Origin of the sequence: Streptomyces sp. TLI_105 (assembly GCF_900105415.1) — a bacterium.
Lineage (GTDB): Bacteria > Actinomycetota > Actinomycetes > Streptomycetales > Streptomycetaceae > Streptomyces.
The window spans coordinates 7,801,087-7,818,706 of record NZ_FNSM01000001.1 but is presented as its reverse complement, the minus strand read 5'-3'; the positions used below and the strand labels follow the sequence as shown (position 1 = coordinate 7,818,706).

General features: G+C 72.7%; 12 protein-coding genes and 1 pseudogene. 9 read left to right on the top strand and 4 right to left on the bottom strand.

Annotated features, from left to right (window positions below):
• The 3 genes from BLW86_RS35565 to BLW86_RS35555 all read left to right on the top strand — a co-directional run bounded on the left by BLW86_RS35565 (nucleotide 1) and on the right by BLW86_RS35555 (nucleotide 4,407).
• Nucleotides 1-2,955: an NHLP bacteriocin export ABC transporter permease/ATPase subunit gene (locus BLW86_RS35565; protein WP_093877827.1), complete on the top strand. Its 2,955-nt coding sequence runs from the start codon at nucleotides 1-3 to the stop codon at nucleotides 2,953-2,955.
• A 110-nt stretch (nucleotides 2,956-3,065) separates the two neighbouring features.
• The gene (bla, locus tag BLW86_RS35560; protein WP_256341537.1) at nucleotides 3,066-3,986 is read left to right on the top strand and encodes a class A beta-lactamase; all 921 of its coding nucleotides are present in this window, start codon (nucleotides 3,066-3,068) and stop codon (nucleotides 3,984-3,986) included.
• 10 nt (nucleotides 3,987-3,996) lie between these two features.
• Complete coding sequence (locus tag BLW86_RS35555) at nucleotides 3,997-4,407, top strand: SRPBCC family protein (protein ID WP_093877825.1); 411 nt, start codon at nucleotides 3,997-3,999, stop codon at nucleotides 4,405-4,407.
• Between the two features lie 106 nt (nucleotides 4,408-4,513).
• Here the strand turns inward: BLW86_RS35555 and BLW86_RS35550 are convergent, their stop codons facing one another.
• On the bottom strand, nucleotides 4,514-5,197 hold the full coding sequence (locus BLW86_RS35550) for a class I SAM-dependent methyltransferase (RefSeq protein ID WP_093879048.1): 684 nt from the start codon (nucleotides 5,195-5,197) through the stop codon (nucleotides 4,514-4,516).
• A 300-nt stretch (nucleotides 5,198-5,497) separates the two neighbouring features.
• Here BLW86_RS35550 and BLW86_RS35545 point away from each other — a divergent pair, with 300 nt between their 5' ends.
• From BLW86_RS35545 to BLW86_RS35535, 3 genes are all read left to right on the top strand, one after another.
• Nucleotides 5,498-6,892 carry an MBL fold metallo-hydrolase gene (locus tag BLW86_RS35545; RefSeq protein ID WP_093877824.1) on the top strand — a complete coding sequence of 465 codons (1,395 nt, stop codon included), beginning with the start codon at nucleotides 5,498-5,500 and terminating at the stop codon, nucleotides 6,890-6,892.
• Between the two features lie 90 nt (nucleotides 6,893-6,982).
• Nucleotides 6,983-7,561 (top strand): rhodanese-like domain-containing protein, encoded by a 579-nt coding sequence (locus BLW86_RS35540; protein ID WP_093877823.1) that lies wholly within the window; start codon nucleotides 6,983-6,985, stop codon nucleotides 7,559-7,561.
• Entirely contained in the window at nucleotides 7,558-8,442 is an 885-nt protein-coding gene (locus tag BLW86_RS35535; protein WP_093877822.1) for a sulfite exporter TauE/SafE family protein, read from the top strand. Before BLW86_RS35540 ends, BLW86_RS35535 begins: the two co-directional genes overlap by 4 nt.
• A 63-nt stretch (nucleotides 8,443-8,505) precedes the next feature.
• Here BLW86_RS35535 and BLW86_RS35530 read toward each other — a convergent pair whose 3' ends face one another.
• From BLW86_RS35530 to BLW86_RS35515, 3 genes are all read right to left on the bottom strand, one after another.
• Entirely contained in the window at nucleotides 8,506-9,177 is a 672-nt protein-coding gene (locus tag BLW86_RS35530; protein ID WP_143060311.1) for a DUF4232 domain-containing protein, read from the bottom strand.
• Nucleotides 9,178-9,372: 195 nt separating this feature from the next.
• Nucleotides 9,373-12,462 (bottom strand): glycoside hydrolase family 3 protein, encoded by a 3,090-nt coding sequence (locus BLW86_RS35520; RefSeq protein ID WP_093877819.1) that lies wholly within the window; start codon nucleotides 12,460-12,462, stop codon nucleotides 9,373-9,375.
• 32 nt (nucleotides 12,463-12,494) lie between these two features.
• Complete coding sequence (locus BLW86_RS35515) at nucleotides 12,495-14,408, bottom strand: ricin-type beta-trefoil lectin domain protein (RefSeq protein WP_371129644.1); 1,914 nt, start codon at nucleotides 14,406-14,408, stop codon at nucleotides 12,495-12,497.
• 184 nt (nucleotides 14,409-14,592) lie between these two features.
• On the opposite strand from BLW86_RS35515, the gene BLW86_RS35510 reads away from it, so the two are divergent.
• The 3 genes and pseudogenes from BLW86_RS35510 to BLW86_RS35500 all read left to right on the top strand — a co-directional run bounded on the left by BLW86_RS35510 (nucleotide 14,593) and on the right by BLW86_RS35500 (nucleotide 17,494).
• Entirely contained in the window at nucleotides 14,593-15,327 is a 735-nt protein-coding gene (locus BLW86_RS35510) for a DUF7873 family protein (RefSeq protein ID WP_093877817.1), read from the top strand.
• A gap of 35 nt (nucleotides 15,328-15,362) precedes the next feature.
• Nucleotides 15,363-15,450: pseudogene (locus BLW86_RS42275) on the top strand.
• Nucleotides 15,451-16,000: 550 nt separating this feature from the next.
• A complete protein-coding gene (locus tag BLW86_RS35500; protein WP_093877816.1) occupies nucleotides 16,001-17,494 on the top strand; it encodes an extracellular catalytic domain type 1 short-chain-length polyhydroxyalkanoate depolymerase in 1,494 nt (497 codons plus the stop codon).
• Nucleotides 17,495-17,620 lie beyond the last annotated feature (126 nt).

Below are 17,620 nucleotides of genomic sequence, written 5' to 3'. Positions count from 1 at the left end.
GTGAACGTCCCCCACCCGCCCGTCGACCTCGCCGGCATACGGCACGGCGGCGCCCCGGACCCGGTCGTCGCCGCCCTGGGCGCCCTCGGCACCGCGGTCGACTGCGCCGGCCTGCGCAGCCTCGCCCTCGAAGGCCCGCACGTCCTCTGGCTCGTCGTCGAGGGCGCCCTCGACCTGTTCGCCGTCGACGCGGCGCGGCTCGGCCCCTGGCACTTCCTGGGCCGCCTCGAAGCGGGCACGCTGCTGCTCGGCCCGGTCGACGGCCCCGCGCACACCCTGATCGGCCGGCCCGCCCAGGGCTGTCTGCTGCGCCGTGTCGAGCTGCGCGAACTGCCGTACCCGACCGGTCAGGCGTACGCCCCGGAGGGGTACGGACAGCAGGGGTACGGGCAGTGGGCGTCCGGCGGCCAGTGGTACGAGGGCCAGTGGTACGAGGACCGGAGCGCGTACGGCACGGGGGCCGAGGCCCCGCTCAGCCCCCTGGAGCACGCCTTCGCGCTCGGCATCGGGCGCGGGCTGCGCGTCCTGTACCAGGCGGCCCTGGACGGCGGCCCCGGCGACGCCCCGGGCGCGGCCGACGACGACGTCCTCTGGATGCGGCTCGCTCCCGGGAGCATCGCGTACGGAGCCGCCTACGCGACGGGCCACGAGGGGTACGAGGGCGACGGCTCCGGAACCCTTCTCGTGGACTCCGCGACCTGGCAGGGCATGGTCGACCAGCAGTACCGGCTGCTCCACGCCCTGGACGACTGGATCGAGCAGCTCGAACGCGACCACGAGGACCGCGCGGCCGCGGGGATCGAGGCCGGTCGGGCCGCACGCACGCGGGCCGACGACACGCTGCTCGCCTCCATCGGCCGCTCCGGCGGAGCCCCTCGGGGCCGGGGGGCCGACGACGACGCGACCTACGCCGTGTGCCGGGCCGTCGCCGCCGAGGCGCGCATCGTCCTCGCCGATCCGGCCGACGCGGCCGCGGACCCCGGACAGCTCGACCCCGTCGAACGCATCGCGCTCGCCTCCCGGATCCGCACCCGCGGCGTCCGGCTGGGCGACCGCTGGTGGCGCGAGGACAGCGGGCCCCTCGTGGCACACCGCGCGGCGGACGGGACCCCCGTGGCCCTGCTGTGGCGGCGCGGCCGGTACGTGGCCTTCGACCCCGCCACCGGTGAGCGGGAGCGCGTCGGCCGGACGGAGGCCGCGGCGTTCGCACCGCGGGCCGTCATGTTCTACCGGCCGCTGCCCGACCGGCCCCTCGGCCTGCTGCGGCTGCTCCGGTTCAGCGTCCGGGGGACGCGGGCGGAGCTCCGCGACCTGCTCCTCGGCGGGCTCGTCGCGGTCGCCCTCGGCGCCCTCGTGCCCGTCGCCACCGGCAAGGTGCTCGGCGCGTACGTCCCCGCAGCCGAGACCGGGCTGATCGTCCAGGCCGGCTTCGCGATCATCGCCACCGGCATCGTGTCGGCCGCGTTCATGCTGCTGCAGAACACCGCGATCCTCCGCATGGAGGGCCGCGTCGAGGCCACCCTCCAGCCGGCCGTCTGGGACCGGCTCCTCCGCCTGCCGACGACGTTCTTCGCCGGGCGGTCGACCGGCGAACTGGCCGGTGCCGCCATGGGCATCAGCGCCATCCGCCGGATCCTGTCCGGCATCGGCCCGGTGGTCGTCCAGGCCGGCACCGTCGGCACGGTCAACCTGGTGCTGCTCCTCGTCTACAGCGTGCCGCTGGCCCTCGTCGCGCTCGCCCTGCTGCTGGCCACGGCCGCGGTCTTCCTGGGCCTCGGCCTCTGGCAGCTGCGGTACCAGCGGCAGCTGATCCGGCTCGACAACAAGCTCGACAACCAGGCCTTCCAGACCCTGCGCGGGCTGCCGAAGCTGCGCGTCGCGGCGGCCGAGAGCTTCGCCTATGCCGCCTGGGCGGGGCAGTTCGCCCGGACCCGCGAACTGCACCGGCGCATCGGGCGGATCAAGAACGTCCTCGCGGTCCTCGGCGCGGTCTGTCTGCCGCTGTGCACGCTCGTGATGTTCGCGCTCCTGGCGGGCCCGGCCCGCGGCAGCCTGTCCGCGAGCGAGTTCCTCACCTTCAGCACCGCCGTCACGATGATGCTCTCCTCGGTCACACAGCTGACCGGCGCGCTTCTTTCGGCCGCCGCCGTGCAGCCCATGTTCGAACAGATCAGGCCGGTGTTCCGGGAGACGCCCGAGGTCCGCGGCTCCAGTGCCCGGCCCGGCGAACTGACCGGTGCGATCGAGGCCGAGAACCTGTCCTACCGCTACACCGAGGACGGCCCGCTGGTCCTCGACGGGGTCAGCCTGCGGGTGCGGCCGGGCGAGTTCGTCGCGATCGTCGGGGCCAGCGGCTGCGGCAAGTCCACGCTCCTGCGGCTGCTCATCGGCTTCGACCGGCCGGCCTCCGGCACCGTGCGGTACGACGGACAGGACCTCGCGGCCCTGGACCTGGCGGCCGTGCGCCGCCAGTGCGGCGTCGTCCTCCAGAACGCCCAGCCGTTCTCCGGCTCCGTCCTCGACTGCATCCGCGGCGCCGGCACGTACCCGCTGGAGGACGCGTGGGCCGCCGCCGCGATGGCGGGCCTGGCCGAGGACATCAAGGCCATGCCGATGGGCATGCACACGATGCTGTCCGACGGCGGAGGCACCATCTCGGGCGGCCAGCGACAGCGGCTGATGATCGCTCAGGCGCTCATCCGCAGACCCCGCGTCCTCTTCTTCGACGAGGCGACGAGCGCCCTGGACAACGAGGCCCAGCGGATCGTCATCGAGTCGACCCGCGCCCTGAACGCGACCCGCGTCGTGATCGCCCACCGGCTGTCCACCATCATGGACGCCGACCGGGTGATCGCCCTGGCGGACGGACGCGTCGTCCAGGAGGGCACGCCCGCCGAACTCCTCGCCGACACGACCGGGCTGTTCCACGAGCTGGTCCGGCGGCAGCTGGGCTGAGGCTTCCGCTTCCGGTCCGTGAGAGCGTCGCGCAGCCCCCGTGTGGCGAAACCGGACGGCCTGTGGGGGCGTGTACACGTACGACAGTGATCACCACGGAAGGAAGCCTCTTGTACTCCAACGGACCAGGACCGTCCCGCCGTACCGCCCTCGCCCTGGGCGTCGGCACGGCGCTCACGGCCGCGCTCGCGCTGGGCGGAGGAACCGCGCAGGCCTTACCGGGGACGGGCGGCGTCGTGGCGCGGCTGAGGCGTCTGGAGCGGGAGCACACCGCACGGCTCGGCGTGTTCGCCCGTGACCTGCGCACGGGCAGGACCGTGGCCCACCGGGCGGACGAACGCTTCCCCATGGCCTCGGTGTTCAAGACCCTCGCCGTCGCGGCCGTGCTGCGCGACCTCGACCGCGACGGGGAGTTCCTCGCCCGGCGCGTCCACTACACCCAGGCGTACGTCGCCAGGTCGGGCATCTCGCCGGTCGCCGGGCTGGCCGAGAACGTCTCGGGCGGCATGACCGTCGCCGAACTCTGCGACGCCACCATCCGCTTCAGCGACAACACCGCCGGCAATCTGCTCCTCAAGGAGCTGGGCGGCCCCACCGGAATCACCCGCTTCTGCCGCTCGATCGGGGACCGCGTCACCCGGCTCGACCGGTGGGAGCCCGAGCTCAACTCGGCGGAGCCCTGGCGGGTCACCGACACCACCACCCCTCACGCCATCGGCCTCGACTACGCCCGCCTCGTGCTCGGCGACGTACTGGAGCCCCACGACCGCGCGCGGCTCACCGACTGGCTGCTCCGCAACACCACCAGCACCGAGAAATTCCGCCGCGGCCTGCCCGCCGACTGGCTCCTCGCCGACAAGACCGGCTCTCCTCGCTACGGCGGCGCCAACGACGTGGGGATCGCCTGGCGGCCGGACGGCACGCCGATCGTCCTGGCCGTCCTCACCACGCAGCCCGAGGAGGACGCCCCCACCGACAACCCTCTGGTGGCCGGGACCGCCTCGCTGCTGGCGGAGGCGCTCGGCCGGTAACGTCGACGCCATGAACGTCACCGGCAAGGAATCGCGCCACCTCAGCGTCCGTGTCGACCGGACCGTCGACGAGGTCTACGCCTACGCGTCGGACCCGGCCAACCTGCCCGCGTGGGCCCATGGGTTGGGAGGCTCCATCGAGAAGGTCGGGGACCGGTGGGTCGCGGACTCCTCCCCTCTGGGACGCGTCACGGTCAGGTTCGCGCCGCGCAACGAGCTGGGCGTGCTCGACCACGACGTCACGCTCCCCTCCGGGGAGACCTTCTACAACCCGGTCCGCGTGATCGCCGACGGCACGGGAAGCGAAGTGGTGTTCACCCTCCGCCGGCAGCCGGGCACGAGCGACGCCGACTTCGAACGCGACGCCGACACGGTCGCCGCCGACCTGACCCGGCTCAAGGAGCTGCTGGAGTCCGCCTAGGCGGTGTCCGCCTTCGTCACCCCGGCGCCGCGCCCGGTCTGAGGCCCGGGCGCGGCGTCTCGGCGGTGTCTTCGGGGTTCCGGTGCCGGGGTCGGCCGAGCAGGGCTCAGCGCAGTCGGCGGGCGCGCAGCACCAGGTCGTGGGTGTGGTGCGCACCGGCTCCGCCGTCGGGTGCCACGCGGGGCCGCTGCTCGTCCACCTCCACCACCCAGTCGTCGTCGAGCAGAGCGGTGACCATCGAGGGCCAGACGTAGTCGGCCGGGTCGAAGCCGCTCTCGTCCGCCTGCCGGGTCTCCATCCCCGCGTGGTGGACGAGCAGCAGGACACCGCCGACCGCGACGGTCGAGATCAGCGCGCGTTCGGCCGCGGCGTCGGGTGTGCGCAGCAGTGCCGGGTACTGCGCGGAGACCAGCTCGAAGGAGGCCGGCGGGAGCGCCGCCTCCGTCAGGGTGGCGTGGACCCAGCGGACGGTGACGCCGGCGTCCCGCGCGTGCCCGGCCGCCCGCTCCAGTGCCACGCCCGAGACCTCGAGCGCGGTCACGTCCCAGCCGCCGCGCGCGAGCCAGACGGCGTCCGCGCCCTCCCCGCAGCCGACGTCGAGCACCCGGCCGGGGGTGAGGCCGGCGACCTCGGCCACGAGCGCGCCGTTGGGCCGGCCGCTCCAGAGTCGCTCCCGGTCGGCGTAGAGGTCGTCCCACTTCGCCCGCACCGCGGGGTCTCCGAGGTATCCGTCGGTGGGCGAAGGGGTACGGGCGGAGGCGGGCGTTCCCGCTGCGATGTCGTCGGTCACGGAGGCACCGTCGCCCACCGCGCCCCGCTCACGCCACTGCTGTTGCCGGTCCGGCAAAACGGCCACGCCCCTGCTGATCCAAAATACCCAGGGGGGTATTTGACTTCCTTGCGCCGACCCCTTTACGGTCGAGCACGAAAATACCCACGGGGGTATCTGGACGGCGGCGCCCCGGTGCGCGACCCCCGCGCCCGTCGGCGGATCGACCGCCCATGCCGCCGCCCAGGCGGATCCGGGCCCCCGAGCCCTCACGCCGCGCCCCCCGGCGCATCGGCGTGCGCTCCTGATGAAGGGATTGCCGTGTTCTTCGCGCAGTACTACCTCGACTGCCTCTCCCAGGCGTCCTACATGATCGCCGACGAGCACACCGGCCGGGCGGTGGTCGTCGACCCGCGCCGGGACGTCTCGGAGTACCTGGCCGACGCCGCCGCGCACGGATTCACGGTGGTCGGCGTCCTCAACACCCACTTCCACGCCGACTTCGTCGCCGGGCACCTGGAGATGGCGGACGAGACCGGCGCCTGGATCGGTTACGGCCGGCGCGCCGAGACCGAGTACCCGATCCGCGAGCTCGCCGAGGGCGAGCGGATCTCCCTCGGCGACGTCACCCTGGAGATCCTGGAGACGCCCGGGCACACCCCGGAGTCGATCAGCGTCCTCGTGTACGAGCGGGCCGAGGACGAGGTGCCGTACGGCGTCCTGACCGGCGACGCGCTGTTCATCGGCGATGTCGGCCGCCCCGACCTGCTCGCCTCGGTGGGCGTGACCGCCGAGGAGCTCGGCGCGATGCTCCACGACAGCGTGCAGAACAAGCTGATGGGGCTGCCGGACGAGGTGCGGGTCTTCCCCGCGCACGGCGCCGGATCGTCCTGCGGCAAGAACCTGTCGACGGAGAGGCAGTCGACGATCGGCGAGCAGCGGGCGACCAACTACGCCTGCGCGCCGATGGGCCGCGAGGAGTTCGTCGCGCTCGTCGCCGCCGGGCAGCCGGCCGCGCCCGGCTACTTCGCGTACGACGCCGAGCTCAACCGCAAGGACCGCGCCCGCTACGGCGCCTCGGCTCCTCGTCCGCTGGCACTCGGCGAGTTCACCGGGCTGCGGGCCGCCGGCGCGGTCGTGGTGGACGCGCGCGACCCCCAGGAGTTCGCGGCCGGGCATCTGCGCGGTGCGGTGAACGTGCCCGCCGACGGCCGCTTCGCCGAGCAGGCCGGCACCGTCCTCCACCCGGCCGCCGAGCTGCTCGTCATGGCACCGCAGAACCGGGAGGAGGAGGTCGTCACCCGCCTCGCCCGGATCGGTTTCGACCGGGTCGTCGGCTACCTGCGCGACCCCGAGGACGCCCTGGAGGCACTCTCCGAGGAGGTCTCCCCCGCGAGCCGGGTCACCGCCGCGCAGCTGCGCATCGCCCTCGCGGGCGCGCAACCGCCGGTCGTCGTGGACGTCCGCACCTGCGGCGAGCGTGCGGCGAACGGTTCCATCGAGGCGGCCCTGCACATCCCGCTCGGCGAACTCCCGCACCGCGCGCCCGAGTTGCCCACCGACCGCCCCCTGGTCCTGCACTGCGCCGGCGGCCACCGTTCCTCCATCGCCGCGAGCCTGCTGCGACAGCGCGGCTTCCGGGACGTCTCCGACGTCCTCGGTGGTTACGCCGCCTGGGCCCTGACGGCGTCGACGGCCGAGGCCGTCGACGCCTGACCACCCCCTCGGGTCGCGTCGCCGGCCGGGCCCCTCCCCACCCCACACACACCCCCTGGGTATGTGTGGACCGAGTTGAAGTGGAATCCCATGAGCACCACCCCCGCCTCCGCCCTCACGCCCGCCGCGCTGCACCGGCTCGTCCAGGAAGGGCGCGCACCTCGACTGCTCGACGTGCGGACGCCCGGCGAGTTCCGTACGGCGCACATCCCCGGCTCGTACAACGTGCCGTTGAACACCCTGATCGAGCACCGCGCCGCGCTCCTTCCCCACCTCGGCGAGGGCGTCGTGCTCGTCTGTCGTTCCGGACAGCGCGCCGCCCAGGCCGAGAAGGTCCTGGCCGGCGCCGGGCTGTCGGGCCTCCGTGTCCTGGAGGGCGGCATCGTCGCCTGGGAGACGGCCGGCTCGCCCGTCGAGCGGGGTCCGGAGCGGTGGGACATGGAGCGTCAGGTCCGGCTCGTGGCCGGCTCGATCGTCCTGGCCACCGGCCTCGTCGGGGTGTTCGTCCCGGGCGCCCATCTGATCGGCACCGCGATCGGAGCCGGCCTGACCTACGCGGCCCTCAGCAACTCCTGCGCCATGGGCGTACTGCTGTCCAAGCTGCCGTACAACCGCGGACCGCGCACCGACGTCCGCACGGTGATCGCGGGGCTGCGGAGCGCCTCGTGACCGCCCTGGTCGTCGCGGCGTCCCTGCTCGTCGGCCTCAGCCTGGGCGTCCTCGGGGGCGGCGGCTCGATCCTGACGGTGCCGATCCTGGTCTACCTGGCCGGGCAGGACACCAAGGAGGCGATCGCCACCTCCCTGTTCGTGGTCGGCGTGACCAGCCTCGCCGCGCTGCTCCCCCACGCCCGGGCCCGCCGGGTCCACTGGCGGACCGGCCTGCTCTTCGGCGGCTTCAGCATGGTCGGCGCGTACGGCGGCGGGCGGCTCGCCGAGCACGTCCCGGGGACGGTCCTGCTCCTCGTCTTCGCCCTGATGATGCCGGTCACGGCGGTCGCGATGCTCCGCAAGCCCCGGCGCGGCCGGGAGAAGGCGCGACGGACCCCCGCCGGGCCGCCGCCGAAGCACATCGCGGTCAAGGGTCTGGCCGTCGGCGCGGTGACGGGGCTGGTGGGCTCGGGCGGCGGTTTCCTCGTCGTCCCGGCGCTCGCCGTTCTCGGCGGGCTGTCGATGGGCGTCGCGGTCGGCACCTCGCTCCTCGTCATCGGCATGAATTCCTTCGCCGGGCTCGCCGGACACCTCTCGGGCGGCCCGCTCGACTGGGGCCTGGCCCTGACCGTGTCCGCCGCGGCGGTGGTCGGCAGTCTCGCGGGCGGCCGGCTCGCGGGCCGCATCCCGCAGGACGCGCTGCGCACGGCGTTCGGCTGGTTCGTCGCCGCCATGGGCACCTTCGTGCTCACGCAGCAGCTCGGCGCCGCCGTGTGGACCCACCCGGCCGCGTGGGCGGTACTCGGGACCGCGCTGACCTGCGTGTTCGCCGTCCGGATGTGGCGGACCTGGCGTCTCTCCGCGGCGCCACCGCCGAGGGACGCCGGGAACACGCCGTGAGTCCCGCCCGCCCCGGGCGATGCCGCGGTCGGCTCCGGTCGGCCGCGGCGGAAGAGCGGGCGGCTACAGGCTGAGCGCGTCCTCGGCGTTGTCCATCCACGCGGTGACGGAGTTCTCCCCGGAGACGTTGAAGCCGGGCGTCGAGGCCTTGAGCGGCACCTGCTTCAGGTCGGAATCGGTCTCCATGGTCATCGCGATCGAGGAGACCGTCTTGCTCTTGGGCCCCTTCAGGCCGCCCATGAGCCCCGCGTAGGCGGTCTCGCCGGGGGCGAGCCGGATGGCGTCCTCGATGCCGGGGGCGGCGCCGCGCTTCGTCGCCTGCCCGTCCAGGTCGCCGAAGGTCACGACGGGGTGGCCGAGCACCCGGCACGGCTTGCCGCTCTTGTTGGTGACCTTCAGCAGGTAGCTGCTGCTCGTGGACTCGGCCAGACTCGCCGTGAACGTCACGTCGTACGTGCTGCACGGGAAGACGTCGTAGTCCGGATCGGTCGACGGCGAGACCGGCTTGGCGGGCGTCGGCACCTTGACCGGCTTCGACGGCGTGGCGGGCGTCGACGGCTTCGACGACTCGGCGGGCTTCGTGGGCTTCGCCGGCGTGGACGGGGTGGCGGCGGAGGGCGTCGCGGTCGGCGCCTCGGGGCCGCCCGCGGCTCCGTCCTCGGAAGGCCCGCAGGCGGTCAGGGCCAGCGCGGACGCGGCGACGAGGACGACGGCGGCTCTGCGAACGGAACTCATGGTGGTACTCCCCCCGATGACAACGCACGAACTGCGCTGAGGTGAACACCAGGTTCTCGCGCCTGCTTCACGGTTCTGTGACGGAGTCTTACCGAAATCACCACGGTGCGTCCCAGCGGCCCCGCAGGGACCTTCCCGGTCCCGCCGCCTCCGCGGGCGGCGGGACCGGGAAGGTCCGGCGCGCTGTCCAGCCGGTCAGCCCGCCGCGCGGAAGGCCTCGGTCAGCCGGCCGACCGCGCCCGCCGGGTCACCGGTGAGCAGCAGGTGGTCGGCCTCGGCGAACGGCTTCGCCGCCCTCTCCGTGACGTTCTGCCCGATGCGCTCCTGCGCGATCAGCCGGGCCCGGCCGACGAGTCTCCGCGCCGCGGCGGAGTCTCCGTGTCCGGCCTTCTGCAGGGCACGGGCGGCGAGTCCGATCGCCCGCAGCGCCGGCTCCCCTCCCGTCGGTGTGCCGTGGAGGGTGGTCAGGCCCCAGCCGTACGGGAACTGCGGGTCGTAGCGTGTGTCGCCCACGTTCAGCGGCAGCTGGTTCTCCGACCTCGGCCAGCTCACCGGGAGCTGTCCGGTGAAGGGCCGCCGGCCGTACAGGACGTCCGCCACGCCGTCGCCCTCCGTCCCCGGCAGCCACGACGCCACCAGGGCGTCGATGGCGGGCAGCCGGTCGCCGATGAGCTGGGGGCGTCCGGAGACGACGAGGACCGCGCACGGCATCGCGGCGCAGACCCGGTCGACGGCCGCCTTGTCGGCCGCGCTCAGTTCCAGGTCGTGGCCGTTGCCGACGTCGCCCACGCCCTCGGCGTACGGCGTCTCGCCGACCACCACGACGCCGACGTCGTGTCCGGCGGTGGGCGCGGTGGCGTCCTTGGACCAGGTGAGCGTGGTGCCGGGGTCGACGGACTTCCGCATCGCCTCCAGGATCGTGGTGCCGGTGGTCGTCCGGCCCGAGGCGCCCTGCCAGGTGACGGTCCATCCGCCGGCCTGGTTGCCGAGGTCGTCGGCGTCGGAGCCCGCGACGTACACGTTCTGGGTCGGCTTGAGCGGCAGTACGCCCCCGTCGTTCTTCAGGAGCACCTGCGAGGCGGCCGCCGCCTCCCGTGCCACCGCGCGGTGCTCCGGCGAGCCGACGGTCGCCAGGTGGGTGGTGTCCGCGTACGGCTTCTCGAAGAGGCCCAGGCGGAACTTCTGGGTGAGGATGCGGGCGACGGCGTCGTCGATCCGTGCGGTGGGGATGCGTCCCGCCTCCGTCTCGGCGACCAGTGTCCGGGTGAACTCCTGGTAGTTCGTCGGCACCATGATCATGTCCAGGCCGGCGTTGACCGAGGTCCGCACGTCGCTCGGGTAGTCGCCGGGGATCTGGTCGATGGCCTGCCAGTCGCTGACGACGAAGCCCTCGAAGCCCATCCGGTCCTTCAGCACGCCGTTGATCATCTCGGCGTTCGCGTGCATCTTCACGGGTCCCCGGTCGTCGCCGAGGACGTCGAGCGAGGAGTACGAGGGCATGACCGTGCCCACTCCGTGCTTCACGGCCTCGGCGAACGGCGCGAGGTGGACGGCCTCCAGTTCCTCGCGGGTGACGCGGGTGACGCCCTGGTCGATGGTGTACGAACCGGTCGTCGACGAGCCGAAGGCGGTGCCGCCGTCGCCCACGAAGTGCTTGGCGGTGGTCAGCACCTTGTCGTTCCGGTCGAGGTCCCGGCCGTCCGGCGCGCCCTGCATCCCGTCGATCACGGTCTCCATGGCGGTGACGAGCGCCGGGTCCTCGCCGAAGGACTCGTACGAGCGGCCCCAGCGTTCGTCCCGGGTCACGCACAGACAGGGGGCGAAGTCCCAGGGCACGCCCGTGGCCCGCACCTCCCGGGCGGTGACGGCGCCGGTCCTGGCGGCGAGGCCGGGGTCCCGTCCGGCGCCGATCCCGATGTTGTGGGGCATGATCGTCGAGCCGACGACGTTGTTGTGGCCGTGCACGGCGTCCACGCCGTAGATCAGCGGGATCTGCAGCCGGGTGGCCTGGGCGCGCAGCTGGTACGCGTCGATCATGCGGGCCCACGCCTCGGGCGTGTTGGGGGTGGGGACGGAGCCGCCGCCGGAGAGCAGGGAGCCGAGGCCGTAGCCCGCGATGTCGCCGGGCGAGCGCAGGGCGTTGCGCTCGGCCTGGGTCATCTGGCCGGCCTTGTCGCGGAGCGTCATCCGGGAGAGGAGGTCCGCGACGCGCTTCTTCACCGGCAGGCGGCTGTCGAGATAGGGCAGTCCGTGCGCGTCGATGACGACGGCCGGTGTCTCGGCGGGTGCCTTGGCGCCGTCGACGGTCAGCTTCACCGGTATCGTCTCGGCCTCCTCCGCGGCCCCGTCCTTCAGGGTCGGCACGGGGATGGAGCGGGTCGTCCCGGACGGCGTACCGGCGGGGAAGACGAGGCTGCCGGACACCGGGGAGTAGTCCTTCCCCGGCTCGGCGGGGCCGCTGTCGTCCGTCGTGTACGCGACGGTGACGGGCTCGCCGGTCGGCGCGGAGCCGGTGGTGGTCACGGAGACGTCGACGCGGGCGGTGCCGCCCTCGTCGACGGGGTGGACCACGGCCCCTGTGGTGACACGGGTGTTGAGGGCGGGGTCCGCCTTCCCGTACAGCTCGACGCCGTCGAGGGCGAAGCGGCCGGGCGCGCCGGTCGGCAGCGTGAGCGCGTACCCCCACATGCGGTCGAGGCCGAGGACCTGGTCGATGCCGCCGACCGGCTGGTAGTCGGCGCGGTAGTGGAAGTCGGAGAAGGGGATCTCGACGAGGTGCCAGCCCTCCCAGTCGTCGGTGAAGGAGGTCGTCCACAGCTCGGACGCCTCGCCGTTCGCTCCGCCGTCCTTGATCTCGAAGCTGATCCGCTTTCCGGAGCCGGGCGGCAGGGGCGCGGTGTTCTGGCCGTACCACCAGAAGCGGACGCCCTTGTGGGCGGTCCAGTCCTGGGCTGGCCGGTCGAAGGCGAAGTCGTGGGTGAACCCGCCCCAGCCGCTGATGTCGTAGCGGCCTTCGAGGACCGTGGTGCCCTCGGGGGCGTCGGCGCGCTCGACGAGGGTGAGCGCGGGGTGGTCGTCGGTGTCGCTGCCCCAGGTGAAGAGGCCTTCGGCGGGCGGGCCGGTGAAGGGGACCTCCCCTTCGAAGCGGTCGACGGCCCGGGGGGCCGGGTCTCCGTCGGCGCCGGCGGCGGCGCTGGGCACGGCTCCGGTGAGCAGTCCGGCGAGGACCGCGGTGGCGGCGAGCGCGGCGGCGCTCGCCCTTCTTCGGTGGCGCGGGTGCGGCATGCGGGCTCCTCGGAAGAGGGATGTGGGGGTGTTCAGGACGGTTGGTGGGTCCACTTCTGGTTGGCGCCGCCCGTGCAGGTCCAGATCTGTGTGCGTGTGCCGTCGGCCGAGGAGTTGCCGGTGACGTCCAGGCACTTGTTCGCGGCCGTGTTGACGACGTCGTGCGTCCCGGGGTCGTACGACCAGCGTTGTGCGCCGGTTCCGTTGCAGGTGTAAAGCTGCACCTTCGTGCCGTCGGCGGTCGCGGCACCGGTGACGTCGAGGCATTTGCCGAGGGCCCGGACGGTGCCGTCGGCGGCGAGCGTCCACCGCTGTGCCGCGGTGCCGTTGCAGGTGTGGAGCTGGACCGGGGTGCCGTCGGCGGTGGCCGCGCCGGCCACGTCGAGGCACTTGCCGGCCAGGCCGGTCAGCGGGCCGGTCGGGGCGGTGCCGCTCGGCGTCCCCGCCCAGGTGAAGGTGGCGGTGGTGCGGGCCGGCAGGGTGTACGTGAAGGACTGGCCGCCCCAGTCGACGCGGAGGGACCGGGCGGAGGCGCCGCCGTTGTGGGCGATGAGCGCCTTGGAGCCGTCCGGGTTGCGCCAGGCCACGTTCGGCAGGCCGGCGTCGTCGGTCGAGGCGATGCGGTACGCGCCGGGCCGGACGAACTTCGTGAGGTGCCCGGTCGTGTAGTACTCGATCGTGTAGTCGACCTGCCCGGCGCGCGCACCGCCCTCCTGCACGGTGATCAGGCCCGTGCAGGTGCCGCAGCCGCCGTTGTGCGGGCCCATGTCCTGGTTGACGGCAAGGCTCCACTTGACCAGGCTGCCGCTCCAGTTGCGGGCGAAGCCGACGATGTCCTTCAGGTCCTCGTCGTGCTGGTTGGTGATCCAGGTGCCGCCGGAGTGCTCGGTGCCGAACTGTCGTACGGACGGGTACTGGGTGTGGACCTGGCTGCCGACGGCCGGGTCGCCGGCGTAGCCGTGCCAGGCGATGCCCCCGAAGAGGGGGTCGTCCCGGACGCCCGCGTCTCCGAGGACGGCGGCGCCGAAGTTCGCGTAGTCACCGTAGTTCCAGTCGTGCACGAGGACCTTGGTGGTGATGCCGGCCGCACGGAAGGCGGGGTAGACGTGGTTCTTCGTGAACTCGACCAGGCCGGAGGGGTTCCAGCTCATGCCGGGATAGTTCATGGCCGTGGGGTTGCCGGCCTGGCAGCAATTGGGCTCGTTCTGGACGGAGAGGTAGTCGACCTTGATCCCGGCCGCCTGGTAGCTCTGGACGTACTTGACCAGGTACTGGGCGTAGAGCGGGTAGTACTCCCACTTCAGCCAGCCCATCTGGTCCATCCGGCCGTTGTCCTTCATCCATCCGGGGGCGCTCCACGGCACCCCCTTCACGCGGAGGGCCGGGTTGAGCTGTTTGGCCTGGACGGTCAGCAGCCGCACGTTCGTGTCGTAGCCGTTGGCGCCGAAGTCGGATAGGTCGCAGCAGGTGTCGTCGAGGGAGACGTTGCCGGGCCGGGACAGGTCGGAGGCGCCGATCGGGTTGCGGACGAAGGAGAGGCCGATGCCGTCGGTCGGCGAGAACAGCTTGCGCATGACCTCGTCACGGGTGGCGGCGCTGACCGCCCCGCCGCGCAGGAGGTGGGCGGTGGTGTCCGTGAGGGAGGCGCCGCCGCCCTCGAACTGCTGGTAGGTGGTGGCCTCGTCGACGGCGATGGTGTGGCTCGCGCTGCCCCCTGCGGGGCCGAAGGCGGTCGGTGCCTGCGGGGCGAGTCCCCGGGTGACGGTACGGCCTCCGGCGTCGGAGGTGGTGGTCAGCCAGACGTCGACCCGCTCGCCGGCGGCCCGTGCGACCCCGGGGCCGGTCATGACCAGGCCGCTCGCGAGGAGGGCGCCGGTCACGAGTGCGGCGAGGCGGCGGGGGCGCGCCCGGCCCCGCCGCACGGACAACCAAGACCTGTAATGCACCTGTCACACCTTTCGACGGAGCGAGGAGGCAAGGCTTATATTAAGGTGTGAAGTTATGGAGGCGACGAAGCTCCGTCAACCCCTCTCGCCATCAACTCCTGAACGCGGCGGGCGGGTTCGGGCGCGGACGTCCGTTCATAAAATCGTTCGACCGGACCGAGGCCCCCGCCCTAAGGTCGGCGACGTGGCAACGAAACTCAACCAGATCATCGCAGTGGAGAAGGGCGTCAAGTCCCGGGCGCATCAGGACCTGACGGCGGCACACCACGGCCTGCAGAAGCCCGCGTTGCTCGCCGGCATCTCCCGTACCTACCAGCCGAAGGACGAGGAGGGCGAGCAGCTGCCGCCCGAGTCGACCCTGGTGCAGGTGAAGGCCGAGGACGTGCTGCGCGACACCGCGCGGGCGCTGACCCGTCTCTTCGACGTGACGGCCACCAAGGACTGGGCGAACTGCGAGGCGCGTGCGGACGTCACGGTCGACGGACGCGTGCTCGTGGGGCAGGTGCCCGTGGCGTACCTGCTGTTCCTGGAGAAGCAGCTGACGGACATCAACACCTTCGTCCGCAAGCTTCCGGTGCTGGACGCGGCGGAGTCGTGGACGCAGGACCCGTCGACGGACGCGTGGAAGACCGAGGTCGTGCGCACGGTCCGGACGAAGAAGGTGCCGCGCAACCACGTGAAGGCGGAGGCGACGGACAAGCACCCGGCCCAGGTCGAGGTCTACTACGAGGACGTGCCGGTCGGTTACTGGACCACGGTGAAGTTCTCGGGCGCGCTGCCCGCGCGCCGGGTCAACGAACTTCTGGAGCGGGTGGAGAAGCTCCAGCAGGCGGTGAAGTTCGCCCGCGAGGAGGCGAACAGCGCCGAGGTCACCGACCAGCGGGTCGGCGACGCCGTCTTCGGCTACCTCTTCGGGTAGCGGGGACACCACAGACTCCCCGGCCACAGAACACGGCCGGGGTGCGCGAGGAGCGCAAAGCTGAAGCTGAGCCTTGTCGTGACATCCGCGGTTCCAGTGGAGGTTCGAGTCCTCCTCCCGGCACTTCCCGCCGGGATGGCCCAACCAGGCAGAGGCAGACCGCGGTCAATCTCAGACTATTGCTCCAGACTCAGCATTCGCCGCTCATCGCCGGATCGACCGGGCCCGGGCCCTGGTGCGTCGAAATGCCAGTTCGAATCTGGTCCGCCGAGCTCGATCGGCGGTGGTCCAAAGGCAGGACGCGACGCAATGACGAATGACCCGGGTCCTCAACCGTGCCGGCGTGTGATGTGAGCGGCATCGACAGGGTCCGGGGGCAGGCTACGCCCTCGGACCCGCTCCTTTCCCGCTCCTTTCCCGCTCCTTTTCCGCTCCTTTTCCGCTCCTTTTCCGCTCCTTTTCCGATCTTTCCCCGCTTTTCCCGCTCCTTCCCCGCTCTCGCCTGCTCGCGGGAGCGGCTCGGCGGTGGCCATGGAGCGCTGTCACACAAGCCTCCGGCCAAGCCTGGTCGTCCCGCCCATGTCCGAGTCGGTACGGGCGCCCCCATGATGCACGCCACACCGACCGCCACGGCCGGTGCACCCCGTGTTCACCCCCACAGGAGGCAGTCGTCATGGGACAGCCGTATCCTCCGCTCCGCTTCACGAAAAGCCGCCGACTCGTCGCGGGCATCCGTCGCCGGCTCACCGCCGCCGCGGGGACACTGGCCCTGGCCGGCGGTCTGGTCGCCCTGGGCCCGCAGGCGTCCGCCGCGGGCCTGACCCAGGTCTCCGGCTTCGGCTCCAACCCGGGCAACCTGTCCATGTACGCCTACGTGCCCGACGCGCTGCCGGCGGGCGCGCCGCTCGTGGTCGCCCTGCACGGCTGCACGCAGAGCGCGAGCGACTACTACGCGCACTCCGGCTGGCCGACGTTCGCCGACCGGTACGGCTTCGCGCTGGTCCTCCCGCAGACGAGCAGCGCCAACAACGCCAATTCCTGCTTCAACTGGTTCGAGCCGGGCGACGGCGCACGCGGACAGGGCGAGGCGCTGTCGATCAGGCAGATGGTCGACAAGGCCGTCGCCCAGTACGGCAGCGACACCCGGCGGGTGTACATCACCGGTCTGTCCGCCGGGGCCGGCATGACCGCGAACATGCTCGCCGCCTATCCCGACGTCTTCGCGGGCGGCTCCATCGACTCCGGGCTGCCCGCGTTCTGCGCGAACAGCGTGTCCACGGCGTACACCTGCATGTCCAGCCCGCCGGACAAGAGCCCCGCGCAATGGGGCGCCCTGGTGCGCTCGGCCGCTCCCGCCGGCACCGCGTCCTGGCCCCGGGTGGCGATCTGGCAGGGCACCGCCGACACCACCGTCAGGCCGGCCAACGCCACCGAGCTGCGCGACCAGTGGACCGACGTCTGGGGGATCGGCCAGACGCCCTCCCGCACCCGGAGCCTGAGCGGGGGCGCCACCCTGAGCGAGTACGACGACGCCTCCGGCAGGCCCGCCGTCCAGGTCTACTCCCTGTCCGGCATGGCCCACGGCCTCCCGGTCGACCCGGGCAGCGGCCCGGAGCAGTGCGGCAGCACCGGCACGTACTACCTCGACACCATCTGCTCCAGCTACCACACCGCGCGCTTCTGGGGCCTCGACGGCGCCGGGCAGGAACCCGGCCCCGGGTCCCTGCCCGCCCCCACCGGACTGGCGGTCGCCTCGGCCACCGACACGACCGCGTCCCTGAGCTGGGACGCGGTGGCCGGCGCGGTCTCGTACGACGTCCACCGCGGCGGTGCGAAGGTGGGCAGCACGTCCTCGACCACGTACACCGACACCGGCCTCGCCCCCGGGACGGCGTACGGCTACACGGTCGCGGCCGTCGACGCCTCGGGCGCGGCGGGTCCGGTGTCGGAGGCCGTGACGGCGACCACCACCGGGTACACGCCCACGTGCCACACGGCGAGCAACTACGACCACACGGTCGCCGGACGCGCCTACCAGAGCGGCGGCCTCACCTACGCCACCGGCTCCGGCCAGGCCATGGGGCTGTGGAACACGTTCACCACCCACACCCTCGAGCAGACCGCCCCCGGTCACTACGTCGTGGCCGACTCCGGCTGCCCGGCGTGACTTCGTGCGCCCCGGCGCTTTCTTCTGCGCCGGAGCGCGCGCCCCCCTCCTGGCGGTACCGCGCCGTGCGCTCGCTGGATGAAGTGAATCCAGGTGGGTGCGCGTTGGTCTGTTTATGTCATCGGG

Bases quoted from the DNA above. Each gene is read 5' to 3' on its own strand.
- BLW86_RS35520 (WP_093877819.1), bottom strand. From the start codon at position 12,462: ATGCCGCACCCGCGCCACCGAAGAAGGGCGAGCGCCGCCGCGCTCGCC.
- BLW86_RS35530 (WP_143060311.1), bottom strand. From the start codon at position 9,177: ATGAGTTCCGTTCGCAGAGCCGCCGTCGTCCTCGTCGCCGCGTCCGCG.
- BLW86_RS35540 (WP_093877823.1), top strand. From the start codon at position 6,983: ATGAGCACCACCCCCGCCTCCGCCCTCACGCCCGCCGCGCTGCACCGG.
- BLW86_RS35555 (WP_093877825.1), top strand. From the start codon at position 3,997: ATGAACGTCACCGGCAAGGAATCGCGCCACCTCAGCGTCCGTGTCGAC.
- BLW86_RS35500 (WP_093877816.1), top strand. From the start codon at position 16,001: ATGGGACAGCCGTATCCTCCGCTCCGCTTCACGAAAAGCCGCCGACTC.